Genomic DNA, 24,247 nt, shown 5'->3' with positions numbered 1-24,247 from the left:
ATTAAAAAAGCGGCTGCTTAATGCAGCCGCTTTTTATTCCTGGTCATTAATAATTTCTGATAGGTTATGCAATTCATCCGGCTTGTAAATCTCCTTGGTATCGTGAAAACACTTGGCCATTTCTTTCAGTAAAAAGCTAATGATCTGCCGGTTGGTCAGCGGTTTAAAGAAAGCCGGATCTTTATCTGCGTTGATGCGTTTCAGGTAGGTATCTACATCCTGCTGGGTGTAGATTTGGCCCTGGATGGGATCAATGAAAAACAAGATCTTATAGTCTTCCGGATTTACCGGGTAGGCGAAGTCTACGAAGGTATCGAAGTAGGCCAGGATATACTGGCGGGGAATGCTCACCGCGTACACCGGCAGGTCTAGCATGGCGCAGAGGCTTTGGTAGATGATGCCGTTAGAAAGTGGATTGCCCCGCTTCGCGTCTATTACCTGGTTAATGAAGAACTGATTCTTGCGCTGGTAAGATACTTCCTCGCCCTTGAGGCCAAAATAGTTGTACACCATACTATTCAGCACATTTACCTGTTCCAGCGGCGTGAGGTAGTTATTTAGCTCCAGCCAGATATTGCGCTTAATGCGGTCTATTTCCGTCATTACCTTGCGGGATTCCAGGTCGGGAAACTGATAGTTGGCCGCCAGGATAGCGCCCTCCAGCAGATCGGGAATGTCCTGCAATATCCACTCGCGGAAGCTACCTTGCAAGTCTTCATAATGCACCCGGTGGATGAGCATTTCAATGCGCTCCTGCACAGACTCGTCGATAATTGTTTCCCAGAGGTTTTCCAGATTGGGAATAATCTGTTTGCCATACAATAAAATTTTGCTGGCTACGGTATCATACACCTCCTGATCCGGATCATCCAGGAGATGAAAAAGTGCATGTAGTTCTTTCGTCTCGTTCATGGCAGTAGATTGGCAAAGCTTACAATAAGGGGGCTGCAAGCGCCATGCTAATAACACCTTACCCCTTCAGGTAGTTTGCTACTACATGCTGCCATGCAGCTATTCTGCTTTCTTCTTTCTCGGTGGCGCTTTTTTCTTGGGTGGGTTGGCTTTTGCTTCTTCGATGATAGCTTTACATTCTTCTACGGTCAGCGCTTCCGGATGTTCCAGTTTCTCCTTGGGCAGTTTATAGTTCTTCAATCCCACTTTAAGATAAGGGCCATAGGGGCCTTTCAGCACCTGGATCTTTTCTTTTTCAAATACTTTGATAGTACGCTCGTTCTTGGCAGTACGTTTTTCTGCGATGAGCGGGGCTATTTCGTCCAGCTCCACGGTATACGGGTCCATTTCTTTTTTGAGCGAATAGAACTGTTTATCGTGTTGAGCATAGGGGCCAAAGCGGCCAATATTCACCGTTACATCCTGGTCTTCAAATTGTCCCAGGTTGCGTGGCAGCCGGAACAATTCCATGGCTTCGTCCAGCGTAATGGTTTCTATGCTCTGGGTTTGTTTCAGCTTGGCAAAGCGGGGCTTTTCCTCATCTTCCACCTTACCGATCTGGATCATGGGGCCATAACGTCCCATGCGTGCCACGATGGGTTTGCCGGTGGCTTCGTCTACCCCTAGCTGGCGTTCGCCTTTTACGCGTTCTGCATTTTCCAGGGTATTTTCCACATCTTTATGGAAGGGACTGTAAAAATCCTGAAGCATATTGTTCCACACCTTTTTGCCGTTGGCAATCTCATCGAACTCGCCTTCAATGCGGGCGGTGAAATTATAATCCATCACTGAATTAAAATACTGGTTCAGGAAGTCGGTTACGATCATGCCCAGGTCTGTGGGAAACAGTTTAGACTTTTCGGCGCCGGTATTTTCCTGGTCTTCCACCTGTTTTATCTGATCGTTTTTCAGGGTGAGGATGCGGAAAGTTCTTTTAATGCCTTCCTTATCGCGTTTCTCCACATAACCGCGTTTCTGCACAGTAGTGATGGTGGGGGCGTAGGTAGAGGGGCGGCCAATGCCCAATTCTTCCAGTTTCTTTACCAGCGAGGCCTCCGTGTAGCGGGGGGCAGGGCGGCTAAAACGTTCGGTGGCGCGCATTTCGCGCAGGTCCAGTTGCTGTTTAATGGCCAGCAGCGGCAGGCTGCCTTCCTGTTCATCATCTTCGTCAGCTACATCTTCTTCATCGCGGCCTTCCAGGTACAATTTCAGGAAGCCGTCGAACTTCATCACTTCCCCGTTGGCGGTAAGCTCTTCGGGGCTGGTGGAGATGGCTATTTTGGCCGTGGTTTTTTCCAGTTCCGCGTCCGACATCTGGCTAGCCAGGGTGCGTTTCCAGATCAGTTCATATAATTTCCGGGTATCGGCGTCGTCTACACTCTGGTTAGTAGCGTAGGTGGGACGGATGGCTTCATGGGCCTCCTGGGCCGATTCGTTTTTGTTTTTGAACTTACGCTCCTGGTAGTATTTGTCCCCATAATTGTTCACGATGGCGGCTTTCAGATCGGTCATCGCCGTTTCAGAAAGATTCACCGAGTCTGTTCTCATATAGGTGATCTGGCCGCTTTCATACAGTTTTTGGGCCAGGAGCATGGTTTTAGACACGCTATAGCCCAGCTTGCGGCTGGCTTCTTGCTGGAGGGTAGAGGTAGTAAAGGGGGCGGCCGGTGTTTTCCGGGCAGGTTTTACCTGGATGTCGCGCACACTGTAGGAGGCGCCTACGCATTGCTGTAAGAACTTTTCGGCATCTTCCACGGATTTAAAGCGGGAAGGGCCTTCTGCCTTAAAGGTTACACTCTTGCCGTTAATGTCCTTGGCGGTAAAATAGGCCTCTACTTTAAAAGTGCTAACACTTTTAAAATGATTGATCTCGCGTTCGCGTTCTACAATGAGGCGTACTGCCACGGATTGTACGCGGCCGGCAGAGAGGGAGTTGCGCATGCTCATTTTGCGCCATAGCACGGGGCTTAGTTCAAAACCCACAATACGGTCCAGTATGCGGCGGGCCTGCTGGGCGTGTACCAGGTCCATATTTACCAGGCGTGGCTTTAGCACCGCCCGTTCAATGGCTGGTTTGGTAATTTCATGAAATACAATCCGTTTGGTAGAATAGGGGTCCAGGCCGAGTACTTCGCAAAGGTGCCAGGAAATGGCTTCCCCTTCACGGTCCTCATCCGTTGCCAGCCATACCTCTTGGGTATCCTTAGCCAGCTTCTTCAGCTCTTTCACTACCTTTTCTTTATCCTCCGGAACTATATATTTGGGTTTGAAATTATTATTGATATCGATGCCCATCGCATCTTTCTCCAAGTCCCGGATATGCCCGAAGCAGGATCGCACGTCGTAATCACTGCCGAGGATCTTTTCTATGGTCTTGGCCTTGGCGGGAGATTCGACTATAACTAAATTTTTTGCCATGTACTACGGGTGTTATTTGACACTAAATACGCATTTTTTTGAGATAATTCCACTCGGCGCGATTTCTGCAAGTATATAAAAGATGTATGTAACTAAAAAATGAAGGGTGTTTAGGCCGCTACTCACTACTATTACATATGAATAAATAATACCATGCAATGATGCTGACAAACATTTCAAATAAATATAATAAAATAATTTTCAATATAAAGATGCGTATTATGCCTTAAATTCGGCGTGCTATTTTAAAATTACCTGGCTATGCATGTGGAAACCAGCCGCCAGCAGGCACGCCTTAACTTATACATTCCATGGATATCGTTATTATTGGTTCGGGCAATATAGCCTGGTGTTATGGTCAGCAACTGCGGCTCAATGGACATGTGGTGCAACAGGTCATCAGCCGCCAGGCCGCCCATGCGCAGGCGCTGGGGGAAATGCTGAACGCGGCCTATACAACCGACCTGCTCAATATTAATATGGAGGCAGATGTGTACCTGCTGGCCGTGTCGGACGATGCGCTGGGGGAGCTGAACGACGCGTTGCGCCTGGGCCGGCGTATGGTGGCTCATACAGCAGGGGCGGTGTCGCTGGAAGCTATTGCTAAAATATCCACCCATACCGGGGTGGTGTACCCGCTGCAGAGTATCCGCAAGGAAAATAAAAATTACCCGGAAATACCCATCATTATCGAGGCGTCTAACGATGAAACGCTGCGCCGCTTGCAGTCGCTGGCCCAAAGCATATCGCCGAAGGTTTCGGTGGCCAGCTCGGCACAGCGCTTACAATTGCACCTGGCTGCGGTACTGGCCAATAATTTTACTAACCACCTGGTGACGCTGTCTAAAACTTTTTGCCAGGATCATGGGCTGGATTTTGGCCTGCTACAGCCCATTCTCCGTGAAACCTTTGAGCGGCTGGAGAAATTTGGCCCCGAAAATGTGCAAACCGGCCCGGCCCTGCGGGGCGACCAGCACACCATGGCCCTGCATGAAAGCCTGCTGGCAGACCAGCCCACCTTGAAGGCAGTGTACCAGGTACTATCGGCCAGTATTGCGGCGTTTTATCAGTGAGTATGATGGCAGGGGCCGGGCGGAAGCTGTAGTGATTTATCGCTATTCGCTGTTTCGTTGCTACTTACTACATACTACGTAATACATTAAACGATACTTTTGCGGCGGACTAAGAAAGATACCGCCAGGCTTCCGGCCGCAAATAAAAATATGCATGAATTTACTTTCGCTTTTTAAGCCAATTACCACCTTTGTATTGGATGTAGATGGGGTGCTCACGGATGGCACCGTTCACTTATTGGCCACTGGCGAACAAACGCGGGGCATGAACACTAAAGACGGTTATGCCTTGGGGCTTGCCGTGAAACTGGGTTACCGGATTGTCATTATTTCCGGGGGCCGGTCTGAAGGCGTGCTGCTGCGGCTCCGAAGCCTGGGCATTACCGACATTTACCTGGGCTGCACCCAAAAGAAACAGCAACTCCAGGACTATGCCATCGAAAACAACCTGCAATGGTCTGAAATGCTCTACATGGGCGACGACATTCCCGATTACTGGCCCATGCAGCTTACCGGCCTTCCCACCTGCCCGGCAGACGCCGTAGCAGAAGTGAAAAGCATAGCCAAATATGTATCGCCTATCAATGGAGGTCATGGCTGCGTACGCGATGTCATTGAAAAGGTGTTGAAGCTAAACGGGCACTGGATGCAGGAAGACAACATTGCCTCCAAATAGCGTTTACACGGGAGGCGCAAAATTATACACCGCATGAAACTGCTGAATGCTTTCTTCAGGTTGATCCGTTATCCTAACCTGATTTATATAGCCCTTTCCCAATTCCTGCTGCAATACTGTATCGTAGTGCCAGTACTGCACAGCCAGGGTGTTACGCCTTCGCTGTCGTGGGGAGGTTTCTGGCTGCTATGCCTCAGTACTGTGCTGATAGCAGCAGCGGGTTATATCATCAACGATTATTTCGACATTAATATCGACATCATCAACAAGCCCCATAAGATGGTGCTGGACAGGATCATCAGCCGGCGTTGGGCGATGGCCTGGCATACTATTTTAAACATGGCCGGTGTGTCTATCGGATTTGTGGTGGCTACGGGTATAGGGCAAATATACCTGGGGTTTACACAGGTACTTTGCTCGCTGCTGCTGTGGTTTTATTCTACCTCCTTTAAGCGGCAGGTATTGATTGGTAATGTGGTTATCTCCCTGCTTACCGGCCTGGCCGTGCTGGTGATAGGCCTGTATGAAAAGCAGATTTATGAAAGTTTTGCAGCTATGATTTCCCCGCTGGGCCGCAGGCTTATACAGGTGATAGGTAGTTATGCCATCTTCGCCTTCATGATTTCCCTGGTGCGGGAAATTGTGAAAGACCTGGAAGACATGATAGGCGATGCCAAAGACGGCTGCCGCACTATTCCTATTGTATGGGGCGTGAAACCCGCCAAACGCCTGGTTTATGGCCTGCTGCTGAGTATTGTGGCGCTTATTGTGCTGGCCCAGTTGCGCATTGCCACGCTAGGCTGGACCTGGGCCATTGTGTACCTGCTGCTGTTGGTGCAACTGCCCTGCGCCTATGCGTACTACCTGCTGCGCAAGGCTACCCTGCCCGCACATTATCACCGCATTAGCAGCCTGGTGAAGCTGATTATGCTTACGGGTATTTTCTCTATGTTTTTCTTTAAGCTCCTGTTATAATTATTGAACGTCATGTACAACGGTGCGCGTATTATCCTGGCTTCCCAATCGCCCCGGCGCAAGCAATTGCTGGAGCAGGCCCACATACCTTTTGAAGTGCGCGTTGTGGCCACGGCAGAAACTTTTCCGGACGGCATGCCATTGCCAGCGGTGCCGGTGCATATTGCTTTACAGAAGGCAGATGCGGTGCGGGATATTTGTACGCCGGAAGATATTATCCTGGCGGCAGATTCGGTGGTGATTATAGACGATCTTGTAATTGGCAAACCCAAAGACCGGGCAGACGCTATGCAAATTTTATCCCGCCTCAGTGGGCGCGCCCACGAGGTGATTACCGGGGTGGTAATACGCCAGGGTAGCCGGCAGCATACGTTTTCCAACACCACTACCGTGCATTTTAAGCCGCTCGATGCCGATCACCTTGCGTTTTATGTGGATCATTATAAACCGTATGACAAGGCCGGCGCCTATGCCATCCAGGAGTGGATAGGGGCGGTGGGGATAGACCGGATAGCCGGTTGTTTTTATAATGTAATGGGCCTGCCAGTGAGCGAGGTAGTACGCGTGCTGGAACAGTGGTAACACCAGCGGGCCAACTGTATTTTTACTTGTGGTTGTGCGTTAGGTTTTGTAATAAACCCTGCCATTTACGGTAGGCGATGGGGCCGGTAAACTGATCATTGAAGGTTTGCCAGGCGTTTGCCCCTAATGCTGCCACCCCGGCGGCATCGTCCCATAATTCCAATAGTTTTCTTTCCAGGTCATCCGTATTGCCCGCCATAAAAAGCATCCCGGCGGGTTTGCCGCGCAGCAGTATTTCCGGGAAGGCGCCATGGTGGGGAGCTATCACTGGTGTGCCTACAGACATGGCTTCCAGGGCTACATTTGGAAATCCTTCATAACACCTGCTGGGTACCACCAGGAAGCGGGCTTGCCGGTAAAACGCGCGGAGGTTCTCCCCGCGGAGAAAGCCCCGGATTTGAATATTGGGAGGTAGGGCGCCACCCTGTTCGGTATTATACTCACCTGCTACCTGGAAGGGAATAGCGGGATGGCGGCGGGCTATTTCCACCAGCATATCCCAACCTTTTTCGTGGCTGGGCCGGCCTGCAAACCCAACGTACTGGCCTGGCTGCTCCCGGGGCGATTCCATAACGGGCAGGAAATTGGGAATAACAAACAGCTTGTCCGGTGCAAAGCCGGCATCTATCAGCCGGTTGCGCTGAAACCAGGAGAGGCACACGAAGGCATCTACGTTTTTGGCGTAGGCGCCGGCCTGCCGGGCTATGTAATTGCGCAAGGCATATCCCAGCGACTTGGCCATATTATGTTCGCAATTATGCTGTACGCAGCCCCATTCATTACCGCGTTGCAGGCAGGTTTCACAGGGTCTGCCATTGCGCAGAAAAAGTCCGGTGGGGCACATGAGGCGGTAATTGTGTACCGTCATCACCACGGGTATGCCGGCCTTTTTGCATACAAAGAGGGCGGCGGGCGAAATAAAGGGGTAGAGGTTATGTATGTTCACCACATCGGGACGGTAGGTAGTCAAGGCCTGTCGCATACGCCTGGCGGCCCCGATAGCATAAATGCCAGACAAAAACACCTGCACGGTACCCAGCAGCGAATGGCGGGCGCGGGCCGTGCTTTTGCGGTAGTTATATACCTCGTGGCCTTGCGCGGTAAACAGTGCGGTTATTTTATCGATGTATGATTCTTCACCGCTATAGGCTGCGTAATCGTTGTGTACCATTAAAATTTTCATAGGTAGTAGCAATTATACCGGCCTGTAACGGCCGTTCCACTTTCGCAGCAGGAGTTGGTGAAAAAAAGAGGGTTTTCGTGGCACCTGCGTGGCGGCATAGGCCAGGGCGCTAATCGCGCCGGAGGCAAACCGTTGCAACCCCCACTTGGAAATAATGTGGGTAGATGCCTGGCCCATGGCCTGCAAGGTGGCCGTATCGCATGTGGCCAGGTGTTGCAGCAAGCTGCATAGCCGGTTTGCATCGTGGGGTGGGAAGGTGAAGCCATTTTCTCCTTCGGATACCAACGTACTGGCGCAGCCGCAGGCATCACTTACCAGCACGGGCAGGCCTGCGGCCATGGCTTCATTCACCACCAGTCCCCAGGTGTCCCATTGGCTGGGCAATATGAGCGCCCTTGCCTGTCCGTACATAGTTTTCAGGGTGGCCGCATCGGCAAAAGGCAGCAGCGTTACGCAGCTGATATTGAGTTCAGCTATCAAGTGCCGGAGTGCTTGTTCCTCTGGGCCCTGGCCTACGATGAACAATGGTATTGCGGCAGCGGGGGATATGCGTTGGTAGGCGGCATAAGCATGCAGCAGCAGGTGAAAATTCTTTTGTTTAATGAGCCTGCCTACGGCCAGGAAATAATGGCCAGCGGCGGGGGCCGGCTGCTGCCAATACCCGTTGTCTACCACGTCTATCCCAAAAAAAATGGCCTCCTTGCTAAATTGCCAGTGCTGGTAAGTTGGTATCCATGCCGGGGCGGGGCAGAGTATGGCGATTACCTGCCGGTAAAAAACCTGCTTCACATAATTGACCAACCAGTTCCGGGGCGCCTGTTCAAACCGCAGGTCGTCGAACACCACCACGGGTCGGCGGTGGGCGGCTGCCCATTTTACGGCGGCGGCTCCTGCCGGGTAGGCAATAGCGCCGCATAACAAGGCATCTGGTTGATAAATATCGAGTTGGGCTTGTAGACGGGCGGCCGCTGTTGCCGGTGTAATATCCTGCATGCCTAGCGCCGGGAACAGGCATTGCCAGGTAAGGTCGGGGGGCGGGGTATGGCCGGCGGCAAAATCGTAAGGGCCGCCCCGCCCGGCTATTTCTAGGACGATCAGTGTATGGCCCTGGGCCTGCAAAGCGTGGTGCAACGCTGCTAGCCGGGCCGGCCAGTATAGCCGGAAGTCGGTATGGGTAATAACGATGGTCAACGCAAGTATTTAAAAGGTAAAAAAATGAGTAGCAGAAATGCCCAGCGTTTGTAACCACCCTGTTCATACCGGCCCCACCTGCGCCATTCCTGGAAGGCGGCTTTGCGTTGGCCCGCTGCAAGGTAAATGTGGGTGCGCATTTTATACCATTTACCCACATAACTTTTAAGCCCCGGTACCTGCGGGTAAGCTTGGAGCAGGGCATGCAAAGCCTGGCCTACAGTATCTGCCATATCTGGCATCCTGTTACGCTGGTCTTCGTTAAAATCGCGGGGGTCGCGGTCTATGGTGGCCAGCGGATGGTTATCATACGCCAGGTTGCAGTGCAGCGCCAGCCTGGCCCAGGTGAGCAGGTCTTCGCCAGCCCCAATGCCCGGCGGAAAGCCACCGATAGCCTGCAAGGCGCGCCGGCTTACCATGGTGGAGCTGCTGGATAAGGGAGGGGCTGAGGCGGTGGCTACTACGAAGTATTGATCTATCCGGCAGGAGGCATTGGTACGGGGCAGGTGATGTAATACTGCGGGCCTGCTTTTGCCAGGTGCAGTTACCAGCGTGTAGGCGGTGCCGAATACCTGGCAGTCGGGATATTGTATGGTCATGTCGTATAGCCGTTGCAGATAGGAAGCATGCCATTGATCGTCTGCATCCAGGAATGCCACCCAATCGTTATTGCTGGCTGCCATACCGCGATTGCGGGCAGCGCTCACGCCCTGGTTAGGCTGCTGAATTACCCTGACCCGGGTGGCAAACGAACCATGCGTGGCCAGGTAGGCCTGTACTACGGCATGGCTACCATCAGTAGATCCATCGTCAACGATCACTACTTCATATTGGGTGAAGGTTTGCTGTCGCACCGAATCCAGTGTGCGGGAGATCAGGGAGGCCTTGTTGTAAAGCGGTATTAAAACGGTTATCATACAGCGTTCGGTGTGTCTGGAAAGGTTGTCCCGTGCTTAAGCCGGGAATATACAATGGCGATCACGCAAAAATGCAGATTGCCGAAGTAGTTGGAATACTTGAGTGCATTGTCGGAATACATGAAGCCCGCCCAGGCGATGAATAAAGTAAGGCCTGCGTCGTACAGCATGGCGGTGTAAGCATCGGTAAGGCTGGCACGTTTTCGTTTCAGCAATACAAACTGCATGATAAAGCCAAACAGGAGGCAGCCCAGCCCCACCCACCCATAGTTATAGCGTACGGCGATGAAGTCGTTGTGCAATTCTTTGATCTTAAAATTGTGTGCTTGCAGCATGGCCAGGTCTGCGCGGGCGCCGGATCCCATCCAGGGATGATCGGCAAGGCCCTGGGAGGTAAGCTTCCACATGCCCAGCCGGCCGCTGGTGTTAAAATCTTTATCGTCAAGCGAAATAGAACCCAGGTCGCCATGACCGGAGTAGAATGTTTTTTGTTGAAAGCTATCGGAATAAAAAACGGCGATGCCAATGCCTATGGTGAGTACACCCGCCAGTACTTTTACCGCCAGGTTACGGTTGGCCGCATGTAAGGCGGTTACGCTCAGCATCATCAATATACCCATGCGGGTTACGCCCACGATGGGATATAGCGCCATAACACCCGCCAGCAGCAGGGCGGTGCGGTTATTAAACCAAAAGTAATCACTGAGTAGCAGGGTGGTGAATACCACTAGCGTCATGATGGTATTAGCGCCACCTGCCATCACATGTACGCCCGCCAATTGGAGACCAAAGCCTATGCAGATAATGGACATATACACCACGAACCATTTTTTAAGCACTTGCAACGTAGCATCGGCATAAGGCAGGGTAGAGGCGGCCATGCCTACTGCATAAAATACAAGGTATTGCAGGGTGCCTTGCAGGCCATAGAAACTGGGCGCTGATAGCCATTGCCCGATGAGCAGCAGCATCCAGGGCATCCACATCCAGCCCGGCATGCTAATGGCAGAAGGATGGGCCAGGATACGCACCAGCGCTACCAGCAGCATGATCAGCCACGCAAAGCCCGATAAGTTAAGTCCGCCGATTTCCTGGGGTAAAAAAGGCAGGAAACCACCCGCATAAGGCAGGATGGCGGTTACAAATAACCAGCGGTAAAAATTGAGCGTGGCCTTATGCTGCATTTACCAACGTTTTAAAAAGTTGTTCCCACTGTTGCATCACCTGTGCAGGGGCAAAGCGTTGTACCTTTACCCGGGCTTCGGCACCCATTTGCTGGCGGAGGGTAATTGCGGCCATAAGGCGTAGTAAGGCGGCTGCAAAGGCAGGCACATCGCCATTGGGCACCAGCAAACCATCTGCCTCGTGGTGTATAATTTCGCGGGGGCCGCAGGGGCAATCAAAGGCTACGCAGGGTACCCCGCAGGCCATGGCCTCCGTAAGTGCCAGCCCAAAGCCTTCATACCGGGAGGGAAAGGCGTAGATCGCTGCACCCATCATGGCCTGTTGCATATCGTTTACAAAAGGCAGGAAGCTTACCTGCGCAGAAAGTCCGTAATGGGCCACCTTTTCCCGCAACCATGCTTCGTCTTGTCCGCCTCCGCAGAGGTGCAGGCGCCATCCGGGGTATTGACTGGCTACGATGGCAAATGCATCGATCAGCAGGTCGAAACCCTTGGTGGCAATAAAGCGTCCGGCGGCCAAAATAATGTTGGTGTTTAGAGGGGCTGTTTGTGTGGGGGCAAAGGAAAGGGGATTGGGAATTACCACTGCATTGGCTGGCGTATGCCACAGCGCCAGGTCGCCCTGCGTAAGTAGCACCAGCTTGTCGTAATGGCGGGCGCAAAGGGTTTGCCTTACCATGAGCAGCCAGGCATATATGCGTCGCAGGCGGAGCAGCTTCCCGTTGGGCAGGCCATTGACCAGGTGTAATACATGGTGGCGGGTAAAATGAAATTCCAGTATTTTTTTACTGCCATCTTTTATGCGCCACAACTGGTACTGATCGTCATCGCCCATGCTAATGGCGATGGTGGGCCGCAGCGTATGCAAAAGCTGGTGTAATGCCTGGTGTAAGGGCGCTGACAGGTAATGAACGGAAATGGCGTTGTGCAATAAAAAGTAAGGCGTGGCGCACGCCTCATCGTGCACAGCAATGTGTACCGCATAACCCTTTGCAGCGAGATAGTTCGCTTTTACGGTGAGCACCCGCTGCATGCCGCCAGGAGCGGCCAGTGTATGAATGCAGTATAATATTTTCATGATTGTAGTTGTAACCAACGTGTGTAAAATGAACGGTAGGCGGCGGCCGTGTTATGCCAGTTGAACTGCTGCAGGTGTGCTGTAGCCAGACTGGTATTAAAACGTTCCGGATGTTGCAGGATACCCTGCATAAGCGCAGCCACTTCTTCCGGCATATCTGATGCTGCATATAGCGCGGCGGGGCCGCCGGTTTCCGGCAGGGCACCCTGCCGGGTTAATATCACGGGCGTACCGCAAGCCATAGACTCCAGTGGTACAAAGCCAAAGCCTTCGGTGTGCGACAGGAAAACGGTAGCGATGGCACCGCAGTACAAGGCCCGCAGTACATCATCATTTACGGCGGGCAGTATATGCAGATCGCCGCGCAGGATGTCCTGTGCATAGGTGTGTAACAAGGTGGGTGGCACCTGGTCCCACAGTAGTACCAGGCTGGCATATACGCCCTGCTTGCGTAGCAGGCGGTAGGCTTCTATCACGGCAATGGTGTTTTTCCTGCCGGTGCCACAGGAGGTACTCAGGAAGTAGGGCCGTTGTATATGGAATGGTTGCAGTGCGGCGGTAGTTTGTGCCTCCGCCTGCTGGTAAAAAATTTCCCGCGAAATGCCCCAGGGAATAACGCTCACCTTGTCTGCTGGTACTTTGAGGTGGAGGATAATATCTGCCTGCGATGCATAAGAGCAGGTAGCAATGCCTCGGCAAGCACCGGCGGCAGCGCGCAGCCGGCGCTGTGCTGCTTCTGCATCGTCAGTATATTGAGGATGGGTAAAACAAAAAGTATCGTGGATGGTGAGTACCGTTTTATCGGGCGCTTTTACGGTATCGTAATTATGTGGAATATGCAGCAGGTCGTAACCGGTGAGCCGCTCTTTTACGGATAGCTGCGTCACCAGGTTTTTAACCGCAGGTGTACCCGGCAAAGGAATGTGCAACATAGGCAATGCCGCATACGCCGCTGGTTGCGGTAAGCGGCTGCGTATAAATTGCGTGTACAATTGCAGTGCCGGTGGCTGTGCGGCATCTTGTGCCAGCGCTTTTACCAGTTCCAGGGTAGAACGGCCTATGCCTGGCAGGAATGATTGGCCGCGCCGTAAGATACAGGCGCTGAAATCGATGAGCACTTTTTTCATTGATATAATTTAAACCGTGCGTAAAAGGCGGATACTGGTTTCCTGCACATTTCTATGAGTAAAATGGAAAGACCCAGGCATGTAATGAGCACCACAAAGGCATATGCTATGCTGCCGCGTGCCGCCACCAGGCTGGCCAGCGGGCGGGCCATTTCCAGGAGCGGATAATGCACACAACAGATCAGCAGGGAATTAACGCCCAAATAGCGCAGGCCCTTGGCCAGCATGGATGGCAAAGGGCAGTAATAAAAAAACAACATGCAGCAAAAAGAACCGGTGAAGTTGTTGGCCAGGTAGGGCAGCGGGCTGCCCAGGATGGTGTTGGTACGGATGTCTGTTCCCTGCCGGAAGTATTGGCCAGCGCAAAACAAGACCAGCAGGATGGTGGTAATTATCCACCCATACCTGCCGGCACGCTGCAACCATGCCCGGCGTTTTACCTGGTGGCCGGTGTAATAAAACAGCAGCATGGAACAGGCGGTATCCATAAACAGGGGCAGCTTCCAGGCAGCTTTGGCAAACCATAAGCCGCCTGCCGATATCGCCACCACCGCCAGCAGCAGCCACACCTGCTGGCGTATTACCGTGGTCAGGCATTTGTACAATACCCCTACTTCAAACAAGGCGAGCAGGAACCATACCGGCGGGTTATCGTCTGCATTGGCCACGTTGAGCAGGGAAGGGAGCGATACCTGTGCCGCACGGCCCGATACGAGCAGCAGCAAGAGGTAAAACAGCTTACCCGCCATCAGGAAAAACAAGTAGGGCAGTAATAAACGCACTGCCTTTTTTTTAATGAACTCCCTTATGGTAGATTTTTCGGAAAAGAAATATCCAGACAGCACAAAGAAATAAGCCACGGCAAAACTGTTGAACCATGCATCTGCCACGTGTGCATGTAAGCACACAATGAATAAAATGCCGGCCCCACGGGCGATGTCGATGCCTGTTTCGCGTTTCATAAAATGTCTGGTAATTGATTAAAAACATGGTTATAAAGATCCGCTACGTGCTGCCCTATACTGGTCACCTGCCGGGGTGCAAGCAGGCTGGCCTGCGCTACCTGTGCCGGATGCCGGCAAAGCGCCTCCATGGCAGCTTGTAAAGCGGCTGCATCATTGGGCGGCACCAGCCATCCGTTTTGTCCGTGGGTGATCTGCATTTCCGCACCACCGCAGCGGGTAGCGATCACGGGCCGGCCAGCGCTCAATGCCTCGGCGATATTTAATCCAAATACTTCCAGGCAAATGGTAGGATGTACCAGCACGTCTGTACGGGCCAGCAGTGCCTGCACCTGTTTCGGTGAGCATTTTCCCAGCCACTGAATGCGAGCATCGTTGGCATACCTGCGTTTTAATTTTTGATGGTAACGTGCTTCTGTACGATTGGCGCTATCGCCTGCAATAAACAGGCGGCATTGTTCCGGTAACCCGGAAAATGCGCGCAGCAGCACATGCAGCCCTTTTTCATGGCAGATGCGTCCTACATAACAAAAGTGGGGCGTTGTTCTTTGGGAGGGTGGCGAAGCTGCTTGCGTAAGAGGAATACCGTGAGGCAATACCACCATTTTGCTTGCCGGCAAGCCATTGCGTAACATGGCCTCTCCCATGGCGTGGGAGGGGGCAATAACCCGGTGGGCCCACCGGGCAATGACCTGCCATGCTGCCTGGCGTGAAGCTATTACCTGCGCGGTAGTCAACATCGGCGTAATAAAAGGAATAGCCGGCCAGCGCTGTAACAGGCGGCCCGTTTTCAGGTAAAGTGGAATGGGCACGTGTTGTAAAAGTCCCGCTGCAATGTCGCCGCCCGGCACGGCATGCAGCACGCAACGCAGGCAATGGTGGTGGCTAGCCTGGCATGCACATAGCTGGTCCTGGTCATTGAGCAATGCACCTGCCGGACACAGGATGCCACCATGGTGGGCGGTAACGACTACGGGTATACGTAGTTCCCTTGCAATGCTCACCATTGCTGCCTTTTGGGCATGTACGTGCAGCAGGGAGGGGGCTATTTTTGTAATAAGTTCCTGTAATAAAGTGGTGTTATGTGCGGGCGCCTGGTATAATGGAATGCCTTTATATACCAGCGATTCAATTTCCTGCACGCCCTCGCGAAAAGATAACACGGCTATGTGTCGGCCCTGTAAAATCATTTCATCCACCTCATTGCGCACATAGGCCTGGCCGCCACCATAGTTGCTGAAAAAGTCGCCATTTGCGATGATCAATACTTTCATGGCGTAGCATTTTTAGGTTTGTGGATCATGCAAATAAGCCTGCGGCCAAGGGCTTGTGCGCCTTTCAGTGGGGCCAGGAGTGTTGCCAGCACAACGGCATATATTCCGGTGGTACAAGCACCATACAGCAGTAAGGCTGGGAAGCCATTGGCCGGCGGCGGCAGGGGTAGGGCTGCCAGGAGCCGGTCTGCCAAAAACCAGGCCGCCGCAATGGACAGGTGATATTTGGAGATATTTATCCAGAATGAATTTACCGGTAGCATAAAGCCCCGGCGAAATAAGTAAAAAGGTTTCCAGCAATAACTGATGGCAAACAAGCTTAGGGCCGATGCGGCCAATACCCCATTCACCCCAAAGCAGTAACCCAATACCCCCGACAGCAAAAGATGTAACCCTGCCTCCGTAATGGGTGCCCACACATCTGCAAACAGCCCGTAAGCCTGCAAAAAGTTGATCACCGTGCTGCGCGCCTCCATTAAGAAAATATTACAAAGAATGAGGCCCAGCATGCCCATGGGCAGCACATACTGCGTACCAAGCCATAGGGTAATGAAAGGCGACATAATATGGTACTGCACATAAACAAACACGGAGATGGCAAAATAGCGCAGGGCAATTACCTCCCAGAAAATGCGCACCGCTTTGGGTATGTTGTGTTCCGCCACGAGGCTGCCAATGCTGGCCTGCATGCTCGTAAAAAGTTTAAGCACAAGCTGGTTCAAACGCCAGATGATTGCCATGTAATTGCCGTAATAGGCAACGATGGTGAGGGATGAAAATGCGTAAATGAAAAGGTCCTTGGTAGAATATAAACTGAAGTCTGCCAGCCGGTGAATGGCTACCTGTTTTAGTTTGCGGGTGGCGTCTTTGCGCTGGTCGCTGTCCAGCAGGGGCGCGTTGTTGGTGTTAAGCCAGGGATAGGTGCGGCGAATTCGCCAATGCAACAATATACTTTGTACAATGGCTGCCAGCAGCTCAATAAAAATCCAGGCATATAGGCTGTGGGTGAGCCGGAGGATGGCTATTTGCAGCAATACTTTAACGATCAGGGAGGATTGAAACCATGCGGTAATCACATAATTGCGCTGATCTGCATCGAGCAGCACCTGTTGGTAATTGAAGAAATAACCGATCAGAGACCCGGCCAGCAATGAAAAATAGGCGAAAAAGATCACCGGCATAGATAATCCGGTAGCCGGAAAAATAAGTGGCAACGCGCCTGCCAGTACAATGCCCGTCAATGCAATCGCCAGGCCAATGCGGCGATACTGCCGGCCTACCATGGCGATAATCCCATTAATCTGGGAATGATTTTTTTCAAGTAAGGGACGGTAAAGCAACGAAGCAGTTACTGTACCTACGCCCAGTTCTGCCAGATTAAGCAGCGCCAGCAAATTACTGAGGGTGCCGGAAAGCCCAAGAAAGGGACTTCCCAGTGCCGCCAGGAAATATTTACGCGAAAAAAACGCCAATGCCATAGCCGCAGCGTTGAAGCAAAAGCTTACCCTGGCATTTTGTAAGCTCTTTTGTACGCGGGAATGCGTCATTCAAAAATGTTTAAAGCTTGTGGAAGCATTAGGACGGCATCGTGAGGGATACAAGATGTTTTCATGATCATGTGCAAATGATTATTTATAGTCGTAGCCGTAACCATAACCATAAGGCAGGTTACTACGGCTGGCACCATTGAGCAGGATGGCCATGTTTTTTAATTTATTATTTTGGAACAGTTGTTCAATTTCTGGCAGCATCCGGCGGTCGGGAACGCCTTGCCGGATCACGTACAGGGTAAGGTCGCATACCCGGTTGGTAATACCGGCATCGGCAATAATGCCCATGGGTACGGAGTCCAGTACAATGTAGTCGTACGCTGTTTTTAAATTGTTTACCAGCGTTTCAAGGTGGCGGCTCATTAACAGTTCGGCAGGGTTGGGTGGCAAAGGGCCTGCGGCAATTATATCCAGGGAGAGATGCATGCCGGAAGGCTGTACAATGCTGCGCCATTCAGCTACCTGGCCAGACAAATAATTAGAGAGGCCGGGACCCCGCGTTTCCGGACCCTGTTTGCGGATATCTGCATTCATCAGCAATACCCGGTGGCCGGCCATGGCAAAAGACATGGCCAGGTTGGTAGATACAAACGTTTTGCCTTCACCACTTTTGGTGGAGGTGATCATTACCACCCGTGGGCCGGTGTCTTGCGCAAGAAACCCTATATTGGAACGTACAATGCGGAATGCTTCTGATACAGGGTCTTTCCCGGCATCCTGCACTACCAGTGCTGTGGCAGGTGTGGTAGCGCTCTGCGGAATAACGCCGATAAAAGGAATGGTGGTTTGCATTTCAATATCTTTCTTACTTCTCACTTTCATATCGAGGTGGCGCTGCACGTACAGGATTGCCGCCGGCAATACCAGTCCCACCAGGAAGGCCAGTGAAAGCACTGCCGGCTTGTTGGGAAATACTGGCCTACGGCTGCCGGATGCATAATCTACTACGCTGGCATTGGAAGCTGCAGTGGCCAGGTTCAACGCATTTTCCTCTCTTTTTTGTAACAATAACAGGTAGAGCTCTTCTTTTACCTTCTGCTGGCGGAAGATGGTTTGCAAATCTTTTTCCTCTCCGGGAAGCAGTGCCAATTTCTGGTCTATGGCAGACTGTCGATCGTCCAGCCCACTCAATTGCAGGCTGGCAGCACGTTGCAGGTTTTGCAACGATCCAAGGATAGTGGTACGGCTGCCGGCCAGTTTTTTATTTAATTCCTGGATCACGGGACTGCTATTGCTGGCGTTTTCCAGCAGCCGGTTACGTTGCAGCAATGCTTCGTCATAACTGTTAAGCATTGCGTCTATGTTTTCGTCTGCCAGGCCGGTATTGGCCGGTAGCAAACCGTTTTCGTTGCGGGGGTCTTTAACCGAGGTAATTAGCATATCCAGGAGAGCAGATTGGGTATGCAGGTTTAAGCTAGTGGTTTGCACATCATTCATGTTGCCCAGCAAGGCCGTAGCTTCTGCGCCGATATCGGTGAGTTGGTTGTTTTTTTTATAGGTAGCAATCTGTTCGTCTACCTCCCCCAGTTCGCCAGAAAGTTTATCTAACCGTTCTTTAATGAAACGCGCCGTATTTTGGGCGATCTGATTTTTATCCTCAATGGCGTATTCATTGTACACAGTAATCAGCGTGTTCACGATATCTGCCGCTTTGATGTAATTATTGTCCGTAAGCGTCAGGCGAATGGCGCCGGCGCGCTCGTCGTCCAGGGTGGCATCGATGGCATTTTTATAGTGGTCGGAAATACTGCCGGGATCTTGTATGGTAACATGCACCAATTGGCCGGTGCCTCCTGCTGCGGACAATAGAAATAACCTGCCTGCCGGTGTGGCTACTACGGTGCCTCCGGCACCTTCGTATACACCGTTCACTGGTTTTCCTTTAACAATAAACCCTGACAAACGCACTCTTCCGGCGGGAAGTGTCTGTGCGTCAAATTCGGCAGGGGTGGGCGTTTGGGTAATAGGGCGTATACGTACAGGGCTGGTCGTATAAAGGTCTTGATTTCTGAACCTGCCTGTATGAGCATACTGTGTTTGCAAGCCAAGCCGTTGCACAACTTCCTGCATCAACCGACCCGATTTGAGAACATACATGCCTTTTACTGCAGCATTGGAGGTGGCTAGTTCATCCATGCCTGTAAGGGCATCGGCTGCCGAAAATTGGGAAGAGGGGCGGGGAGCATTGTCGATCATAATTAAAGCATGTACGCGATATTCTGCCGGCGTTACCCTGATATAAAGATATCCAAGGGTGGCCATGGTCATAATGGAAATTACAAACCAGTACCAGCGCTCCAGCGCCTGCTCTAAAATTTCCCTTACCAGGAACTGGTTAGGTGTACGTACGGGGGCTATTTTATAGTTTGCCTGCATGGATTTAGATTACGAGTAATAAGGACAGAAGAGAAATAACGACCGAGGCGCCAGACAAGGCCATGGGCCAGGTACGGGTGCGATAATCGCTTTGCATCGCTTTCGCCTTATTGGGGGCCACGTACACGATGTCGTTTTGTTGCAGGTAGAAATAAGGAGAGTTAAACATATTCGCCGATTGCAGGTCGAGGATATTGGCGCTGCGCACTCCATTTATTTCCCGTACCACCATTACGTTGTTGCGCTGTCCGAAGATAGACAGATCGCCGGCCATCGTGAGGGCTTCCAACACGGTAACACGTTCGGAGCTTACCGGGAATACACCTGGTTTGGTTACTTCGCCGATCACCGATATTTTGAAGTTGGCCAGCCGGCAGGTTACCCTGGCATCCCGGATATAGGCGGAATCGATTATGCGCTTTTCCAATAAAGCAGCCAGTTGTTCGCAAGAATAATGCGCAGCGGCCACTTTCCGGAATAAGGGGAAGTCTATATAACCTGCCTGATCCACCACATAGCCACCAGCTGCCGATGCAGGATTAAAAGGCACGGTCAATGCAGAATCCTTACTATCTACATGAATTATGATAAGATCTGCCGGTTGGATATTAACATGAAAGGTGGTATCGATTTTAGTCGTTACCACCGGATCATGTTGCAGGTAAATAATGTTTTGCGGTGTTCGGCAGGCAATGGCAAACACCAGCAGGAAAAAACAAATAAACGTTTTATGCATAGTTTCAACTTTGATCGAGAAGAACGGGGATTTGAATTTTTACTTTCTTACGCAGGCGGTGCGTCACCATCATACGCATGAAGGTGGGTGTAGAAATAAAGTTGCGACGCCACATGCGCCGAGGCTCTCTTAGCAAACGGTACAGCCATTCCAGCCCGGCACTAATTACCCAGGCCGGTGCGTGCGGTATGGTGCCTGCATAAAAGTCGAAGGCTCCGCCAATGGAGCACATTACTCTGGCCTGTAGCCGGTGCCGGCACTTTTCCAGCCATTTTTCCTGCTTAGGGGCGGTCATGCCGATAAACAATACATCTGGCTTCACTATGTTTATCTGCTCAATAATGGTTTCATTGTCTTCATCAGACAATTCTGGCTTGTAGGGTGGCGCATATCCCGACATGCGAATGCCAGGATATTCGCGGGCCAATCTTTCTTTAATTTTTTCCAGCACGGTGGGGGAGGCGCCCATGTAAAAGCAACTACCTCCGGTTTTAGCTAACTCGCTTAATAGTTTTTCATGCAAGTCGTAGCCGGAAAACTTTTGAAACCTTTCACCCCATAAAATGCGGGCAGCCAGCACAATGCCAATGCCATCCGGGATGAGAATGTCGCTGTTTGTCAGCGCGTTTCTGAACTGTTGGTCATGCTCGGCCACCACCATAGAATGCGGATTAATGGTGTTGATCACCATCGGTTTTTCCGGTAAACGCTGCAGGGAATACTGCTTGTTAATCCGGTAGTTTTTAAGTAGGAAGGTTGTCATAGGGTATAAATAATAGGTCTGAGAAAAAAGGATCTTGAAAAAAATGTTGTGTCTAAAAGTTTGCTTCAGCGGGATAATAGGTGATTAAATGGTTAATGTGCGCTCTCTATTTACACATGAATATTTAAATGGTTAAAAATTATTGGCATGCTTAAGGTATGCTTGATCTTACTGCAACGATTATACGTTGTTGTAAGGGGCTAAGGTTGTTGTAATTATCGGGCAGGTGGCCTGGTTGAAAGTTTTGTATTAACCAGGTATCGCTTATCCAATAGTAGCATCAATGGACGTGGGATAAAGCAGGCATAGCAACCGGCTGCTTTTTGCCGGTGTAAGTTTGTTTAAGATGATGTAATGCCCTGATCGCATCGCTTTTAAACCGGGTGTTGTTAGCTTTTAAATAAGCGTGCAGGGCTGCTATCTCCGATAACATACTTTCGGTTTTTGCTACCAGGTCTTGCCCGGTAAGGTTCCGAGTACTAAGTACCCATTTACGGTGGCCGTACACATATTCTGCCATGCCCACTCCTTTGCTGGAATAGGTAAGAAAGAGAGTGGGGGTACCTGCAGAACACCCGGCTACGCAGGCATGCATGCGGGCGGCAATGAGCAGATCGCACTGTGCAATGTATCCTTTAGTGGCTGTGGCGCCCAATCCTGCTGGAAGGATGTCTATTCTGCTGGCATAGGGAGATTGCGCTCTAAAAGATTCCATGAACGACACATCGTCCTGTGCATCGCCCTGCGTAGAGATTACGTGTGGAATGCAGAGCAGGCGTATGTTTTTGTGCTGAGCCAGTAATGTGTTAAATGCGGTAAAGTCGGCAGGAGAGCAGGCGAGGGGAGAAATATTTACCCCGATCAGCTGTTCTCCCGGCTGCCTGGGTATTGCTGCGGTGGGTTGCACCTCCATATAATATGCCGGGTCTGCCACTTGTAAAATATGGTTATTATCCAGCGGCAGGGAGCTTACATAGTCAAAGGCAATGCGTTCCCGCAGGCAAAGCAACTGTGCTGCTTGTAAGTGTTCTGCAATTTTCCTTTCTGTATCTTTTTTACTGAAAGGACCTACGGAAGCGCCCCATAAGCTATACAACAATCCTGCTTCTGCAGCATTGCTGCCCAGCATCATCAGGTCTTGCAGGATGTTATACAGCGAGCCATCCGGGGCTTCACAAAAGTTATCGCCTCCACAGGAAAGAAAAATCTGCTTGTCACGGTATAACAGGCTGTTCATACGTACCGGAACGCCAGCTCCTATGCCTATACGGCGCAGGAAGCCCTTCCATAATCTTTTCGGTGTAAAGCGCAACCCCTCTTGAACAAACTGCACGTTCCCACAATCGCGAAACCTTACAGCATCATCGGCAGGGGTTTTGGTGGCCACAATCAAAGTGCATTCCGGCCATTCATCCTGAAACATGGCAGCAGTGCCGCGAACAATTGCTTCGCAGCCATAGTTGTTTAAAGAGCCTACACCGGCCAACAATACTTTGATAGGACGGTTCATAAAGGATAAATATTAGTCAATTATTTTCATTAGTTGGTCTTCGTTGTGCTTTTTGGATGCTGCTATCTGGAATTGTTCCGGAGCAAATCCGCAACTGATCATAGCAATCAGTATTTCTGTGTCTTTAATCCCGCAAAGCGCGCGCAGCATGACTTGCCGGTGTTAACGGGCAAAGTCGTAATAAAAGGCTTTTGCATGGCGGTACCAGGTCATCCATAGGTGAATATGGCGACGGCACGTTAAAATTTGTTTTTTGATATGGTAGCGCAAAGAAGGCATATCTGTTTAAATAACAGGCATAAATCTTTAAATGGTTTGTATAGGTATAAGTCTAAGAATCCAGTATAATTCATTTAGAGCGCATCAGCCATAAAGATCATTTTGGACTATTTCCGTAAATATACAGCAGTTAAAGATATTAATAAAAACAAATATATAAAAAAAGAAAGGCACCGTATATACGATACCTTTCTTTTTTTATAATTTTTTGTACTCCTTAAGAATTAAACGATAAGGCGCTTTGAAAGAAATAGGGTGTTTATTCAATCACCAGAACATTTACTCCCTTGTCTGTTAACCACTTAGCTGTTTGCAGGTCTTTCAGGTTAATTTTACCAACCACATACCGGAAGGTGGGAGATTCATATTTTTCTGAAATGCTTTCAAACTGTTCCAGGTTTACCTGTGCTGGGCTGCTGTAACGCAGGTACACATTGAGTACTACGTTGTTAGTGAAATGCGGTTGGTTATTTTGCTTAATTTTTTTGTATTCGTACCGGTAGTTATACAGCAGGGCCGAAATATCGCTCAGTACCGCACTTCCCGTGGCGGTGCCGCCAGCCCCTTTACCCACGAAGAACTGTTTGTCGGTGAAGGCACTTTCCAGCAGTATGCCGTTATATTCATTGTAAACGTCGAAAAGCAGGTTATGCTCTTTGATGAGGTGGGGTAGTACGTAGGCGAATACGTGGCCGTTTTCGCGGCGTACTGCGCCTATCAGCTTCACGGTGCATCCCCGCTGGCGAGCAAATTGGATGTCAAAGTCATTGAGGTGATGGATGCCGAAATTAAACACCTCTTCCGGTTTTACAAAGGTGCCAAAGGCATGCAGCAGCAGGATAACAATCTTAAATTTGGAATCGTAGCCTTCAATGTCCAGGGTAGGGTTTGTTTCTGCAAAACCCAGGTCCTGCGCTTCCTGCAGGGCTGTTTCAAAACTACGGTGTTCTTCAAATATCTTGGTAAGGATATAATTCGTAGAGCCGTTGCAGATACCTTCCACCGCATTGAGCAGATCGTTGTCGTAGTATTCTTCCAGGTTGCGGATAATGGGAATACTGGCGCAACTGGAGGCTTCATACAGGAAGGGTACTTTATTTTCCACCTGTAGTTTATAAAGGGCTTCCATGTTCTCGGCAATCATGCGTTTGCTGGCGCTCACCACGGCTTTGCCATTGCGCAGGGCGGTACTTACAATGTCAAATGCAGCATCGGTTTCGTTAATCAGTTCCACTACCACATCAATGGAGGGATCGTTGAGTATTTCATCCTTATCGGTCGTGAAAAAACTGCTGTCTATAGGCCTTGTTTTGTTTGGGTCTTTAATGCAAATTTTTTTAATGCGGGCGTTGATGCCTTTAGTTCTGTTCAGTACTTCGTATAAGCCCTGGCCTACTACGCCAAATCCAAATATGCCTAAATTGATGATTTTCTTTTCCATA

General features: G+C 50.7%; 20 protein-coding genes. 4 read left to right on the top strand and 16 right to left on the bottom strand.

Features of this window, described 5'->3' with window-relative positions; genetic code table 11:
* Positions 1–33 precede the first annotated feature (33 nt).
* Positions 34–912 carry a transglutaminase-like domain-containing protein gene (locus GA0116948_RS01595; protein ID WP_089708334.1) on the bottom strand — a complete coding sequence of 293 codons (879 nt, stop codon included), beginning with the start codon at positions 910–912 and terminating at the stop codon, positions 34–36.
* Positions 913–1,011: 99 nt separating this feature from the next.
* Positions 1,012–3,369, bottom strand: a complete 2,358-nt coding sequence (gene topA / locus GA0116948_RS01590) for a type I DNA topoisomerase (protein WP_089708332.1) — start codon at positions 3,367–3,369, stop codon at positions 1,012–1,014.
* Between the two features lie 311 nt (positions 3,370–3,680).
* On the opposite strand from topA, the gene GA0116948_RS01585 reads away from it, so the two are divergent.
* The 4 genes from GA0116948_RS01585 (at position 3,681) to GA0116948_RS01570 (ending at position 6,675) form a co-directional block, all read left to right on the top strand.
* Positions 3,681–4,442 carry a Rossmann-like and DUF2520 domain-containing protein gene (locus GA0116948_RS01585; RefSeq protein ID WP_089708330.1) on the top strand — a complete coding sequence of 254 codons (762 nt, stop codon included), beginning with the start codon at positions 3,681–3,683 and terminating at the stop codon, positions 4,440–4,442.
* Between the two features lie 154 nt (positions 4,443–4,596).
* Positions 4,597–5,118, top strand: a complete 522-nt coding sequence (locus tag GA0116948_RS01580) for a KdsC family phosphatase (protein ID WP_089708328.1) — start codon at positions 4,597–4,599, stop codon at positions 5,116–5,118.
* A 21-nt stretch (positions 5,119–5,139) separates the two neighbouring features.
* A complete protein-coding gene (locus GA0116948_RS01575; protein WP_317041895.1) occupies positions 5,140–6,093 on the top strand; it encodes a geranylgeranylglycerol-phosphate geranylgeranyltransferase in 954 nt (317 codons plus the stop codon).
* A gap of 12 nt (positions 6,094–6,105) precedes the next feature.
* Positions 6,106–6,675, top strand: coding sequence for a Maf family protein (locus tag GA0116948_RS01570; protein ID WP_089708324.1), 570 nt, complete (start codon positions 6,106–6,108; stop codon positions 6,673–6,675).
* A 22-nt stretch (positions 6,676–6,697) separates the two neighbouring features.
* Here the strand turns inward: GA0116948_RS01570 and GA0116948_RS01565 are convergent, their stop codons facing one another.
* The 14 genes from GA0116948_RS01565 to GA0116948_RS01500 form a co-directional block, all read right to left on the bottom strand.
* Positions 6,698–7,858, bottom strand: coding sequence for a glycosyltransferase family 4 protein (locus GA0116948_RS01565; RefSeq protein ID WP_089708322.1), 1,161 nt, complete (start codon positions 7,856–7,858; stop codon positions 6,698–6,700).
* Between the two features lie 12 nt (positions 7,859–7,870).
* Positions 7,871–9,049, bottom strand: a complete 1,179-nt coding sequence (locus GA0116948_RS01560) for a glycosyltransferase family 4 protein (protein WP_089708320.1) — start codon at positions 9,047–9,049, stop codon at positions 7,871–7,873.
* Positions 9,046–9,966 (bottom strand): glycosyltransferase family 2 protein, encoded by a 921-nt coding sequence (locus tag GA0116948_RS01555; protein WP_089708318.1) that lies wholly within the window; start codon positions 9,964–9,966, stop codon positions 9,046–9,048. Before GA0116948_RS01555 ends, GA0116948_RS01560 begins: the two co-directional genes overlap by 4 nt.
* Complete coding sequence (locus tag GA0116948_RS01550) at positions 9,963–11,150, bottom strand: O-antigen ligase family protein (RefSeq protein ID WP_089708316.1); 1,188 nt, start codon at positions 11,148–11,150, stop codon at positions 9,963–9,965. The genes GA0116948_RS01555 and GA0116948_RS01550 overlap by 4 nt, the downstream gene beginning before the upstream one ends.
* Positions 11,140–12,228 (bottom strand): glycosyltransferase family 4 protein, encoded by a 1,089-nt coding sequence (locus GA0116948_RS01545; protein ID WP_089708315.1) that lies wholly within the window; start codon positions 12,226–12,228, stop codon positions 11,140–11,142. The genes GA0116948_RS01550 and GA0116948_RS01545 overlap by 11 nt, the downstream gene beginning before the upstream one ends.
* Positions 12,225–13,355 (bottom strand): glycosyltransferase family 4 protein, encoded by a 1,131-nt coding sequence (locus GA0116948_RS01540; protein WP_089708313.1) that lies wholly within the window; start codon positions 13,353–13,355, stop codon positions 12,225–12,227. The genes GA0116948_RS01545 and GA0116948_RS01540 overlap by 4 nt, the downstream gene beginning before the upstream one ends.
* Complete coding sequence (locus GA0116948_RS01535; protein ID WP_089708311.1) at positions 13,352–14,317, bottom strand: acyltransferase family protein; 966 nt, start codon at positions 14,315–14,317, stop codon at positions 13,352–13,354. The genes GA0116948_RS01540 and GA0116948_RS01535 overlap by 4 nt, the downstream gene beginning before the upstream one ends.
* Complete coding sequence (locus tag GA0116948_RS01530; RefSeq protein ID WP_089708309.1) at positions 14,314–15,591, bottom strand: glycosyltransferase family 4 protein; 1,278 nt, start codon at positions 15,589–15,591, stop codon at positions 14,314–14,316. The genes GA0116948_RS01535 and GA0116948_RS01530 overlap by 4 nt, the downstream gene beginning before the upstream one ends.
* Entirely contained in the window at positions 15,588–17,138 is a 1,551-nt protein-coding gene (locus tag GA0116948_RS01525) for a polysaccharide biosynthesis protein (RefSeq protein ID WP_089708307.1), read from the bottom strand. The genes GA0116948_RS01530 and GA0116948_RS01525 overlap by 4 nt, the downstream gene beginning before the upstream one ends.
* A gap of 81 nt (positions 17,139–17,219) precedes the next feature.
* A complete protein-coding gene (locus tag GA0116948_RS01520) occupies positions 17,220–19,517 on the bottom strand; it encodes a GumC family protein (protein WP_089708305.1) in 2,298 nt (765 codons plus the stop codon).
* Positions 19,518–19,521: 4 nt separating this feature from the next.
* Entirely contained in the window at positions 19,522–20,253 is a 732-nt protein-coding gene (locus GA0116948_RS01515) for a polysaccharide biosynthesis/export family protein (protein WP_089708303.1), read from the bottom strand.
* Between the two features lie 4 nt (positions 20,254–20,257).
* On the bottom strand, positions 20,258–21,016 hold the full coding sequence (locus GA0116948_RS01510; RefSeq protein WP_089708301.1) for a WecB/TagA/CpsF family glycosyltransferase: 759 nt from the start codon (positions 21,014–21,016) through the stop codon (positions 20,258–20,260).
* A gap of 280 nt (positions 21,017–21,296) precedes the next feature.
* Positions 21,297–22,526: a polysaccharide pyruvyl transferase family protein gene (locus GA0116948_RS01505; protein WP_089708299.1), complete on the bottom strand. Its 1,230-nt coding sequence runs from the start codon at positions 22,524–22,526 to the stop codon at positions 21,297–21,299.
* 538 nt (positions 22,527–23,064) lie between these two features.
* Complete coding sequence (locus GA0116948_RS01500; protein WP_089708297.1) at positions 23,065–24,246, bottom strand: homoserine dehydrogenase; 1,182 nt, start codon at positions 24,244–24,246, stop codon at positions 23,065–23,067.
* Position 24,247: the final 1 nt, after the last annotated feature.

The sequence above is a fragment of the Chitinophaga costaii genome (assembly GCF_900094705.1).
Taxonomy (GTDB): Bacteria; Bacteroidota; Bacteroidia; order Chitinophagales; family Chitinophagaceae; genus Chitinophaga; species Chitinophaga costaii.
Note: the sequence above shows the minus strand (reverse complement) of the source record. Positions and strands in the feature narration are given on the sequence as shown.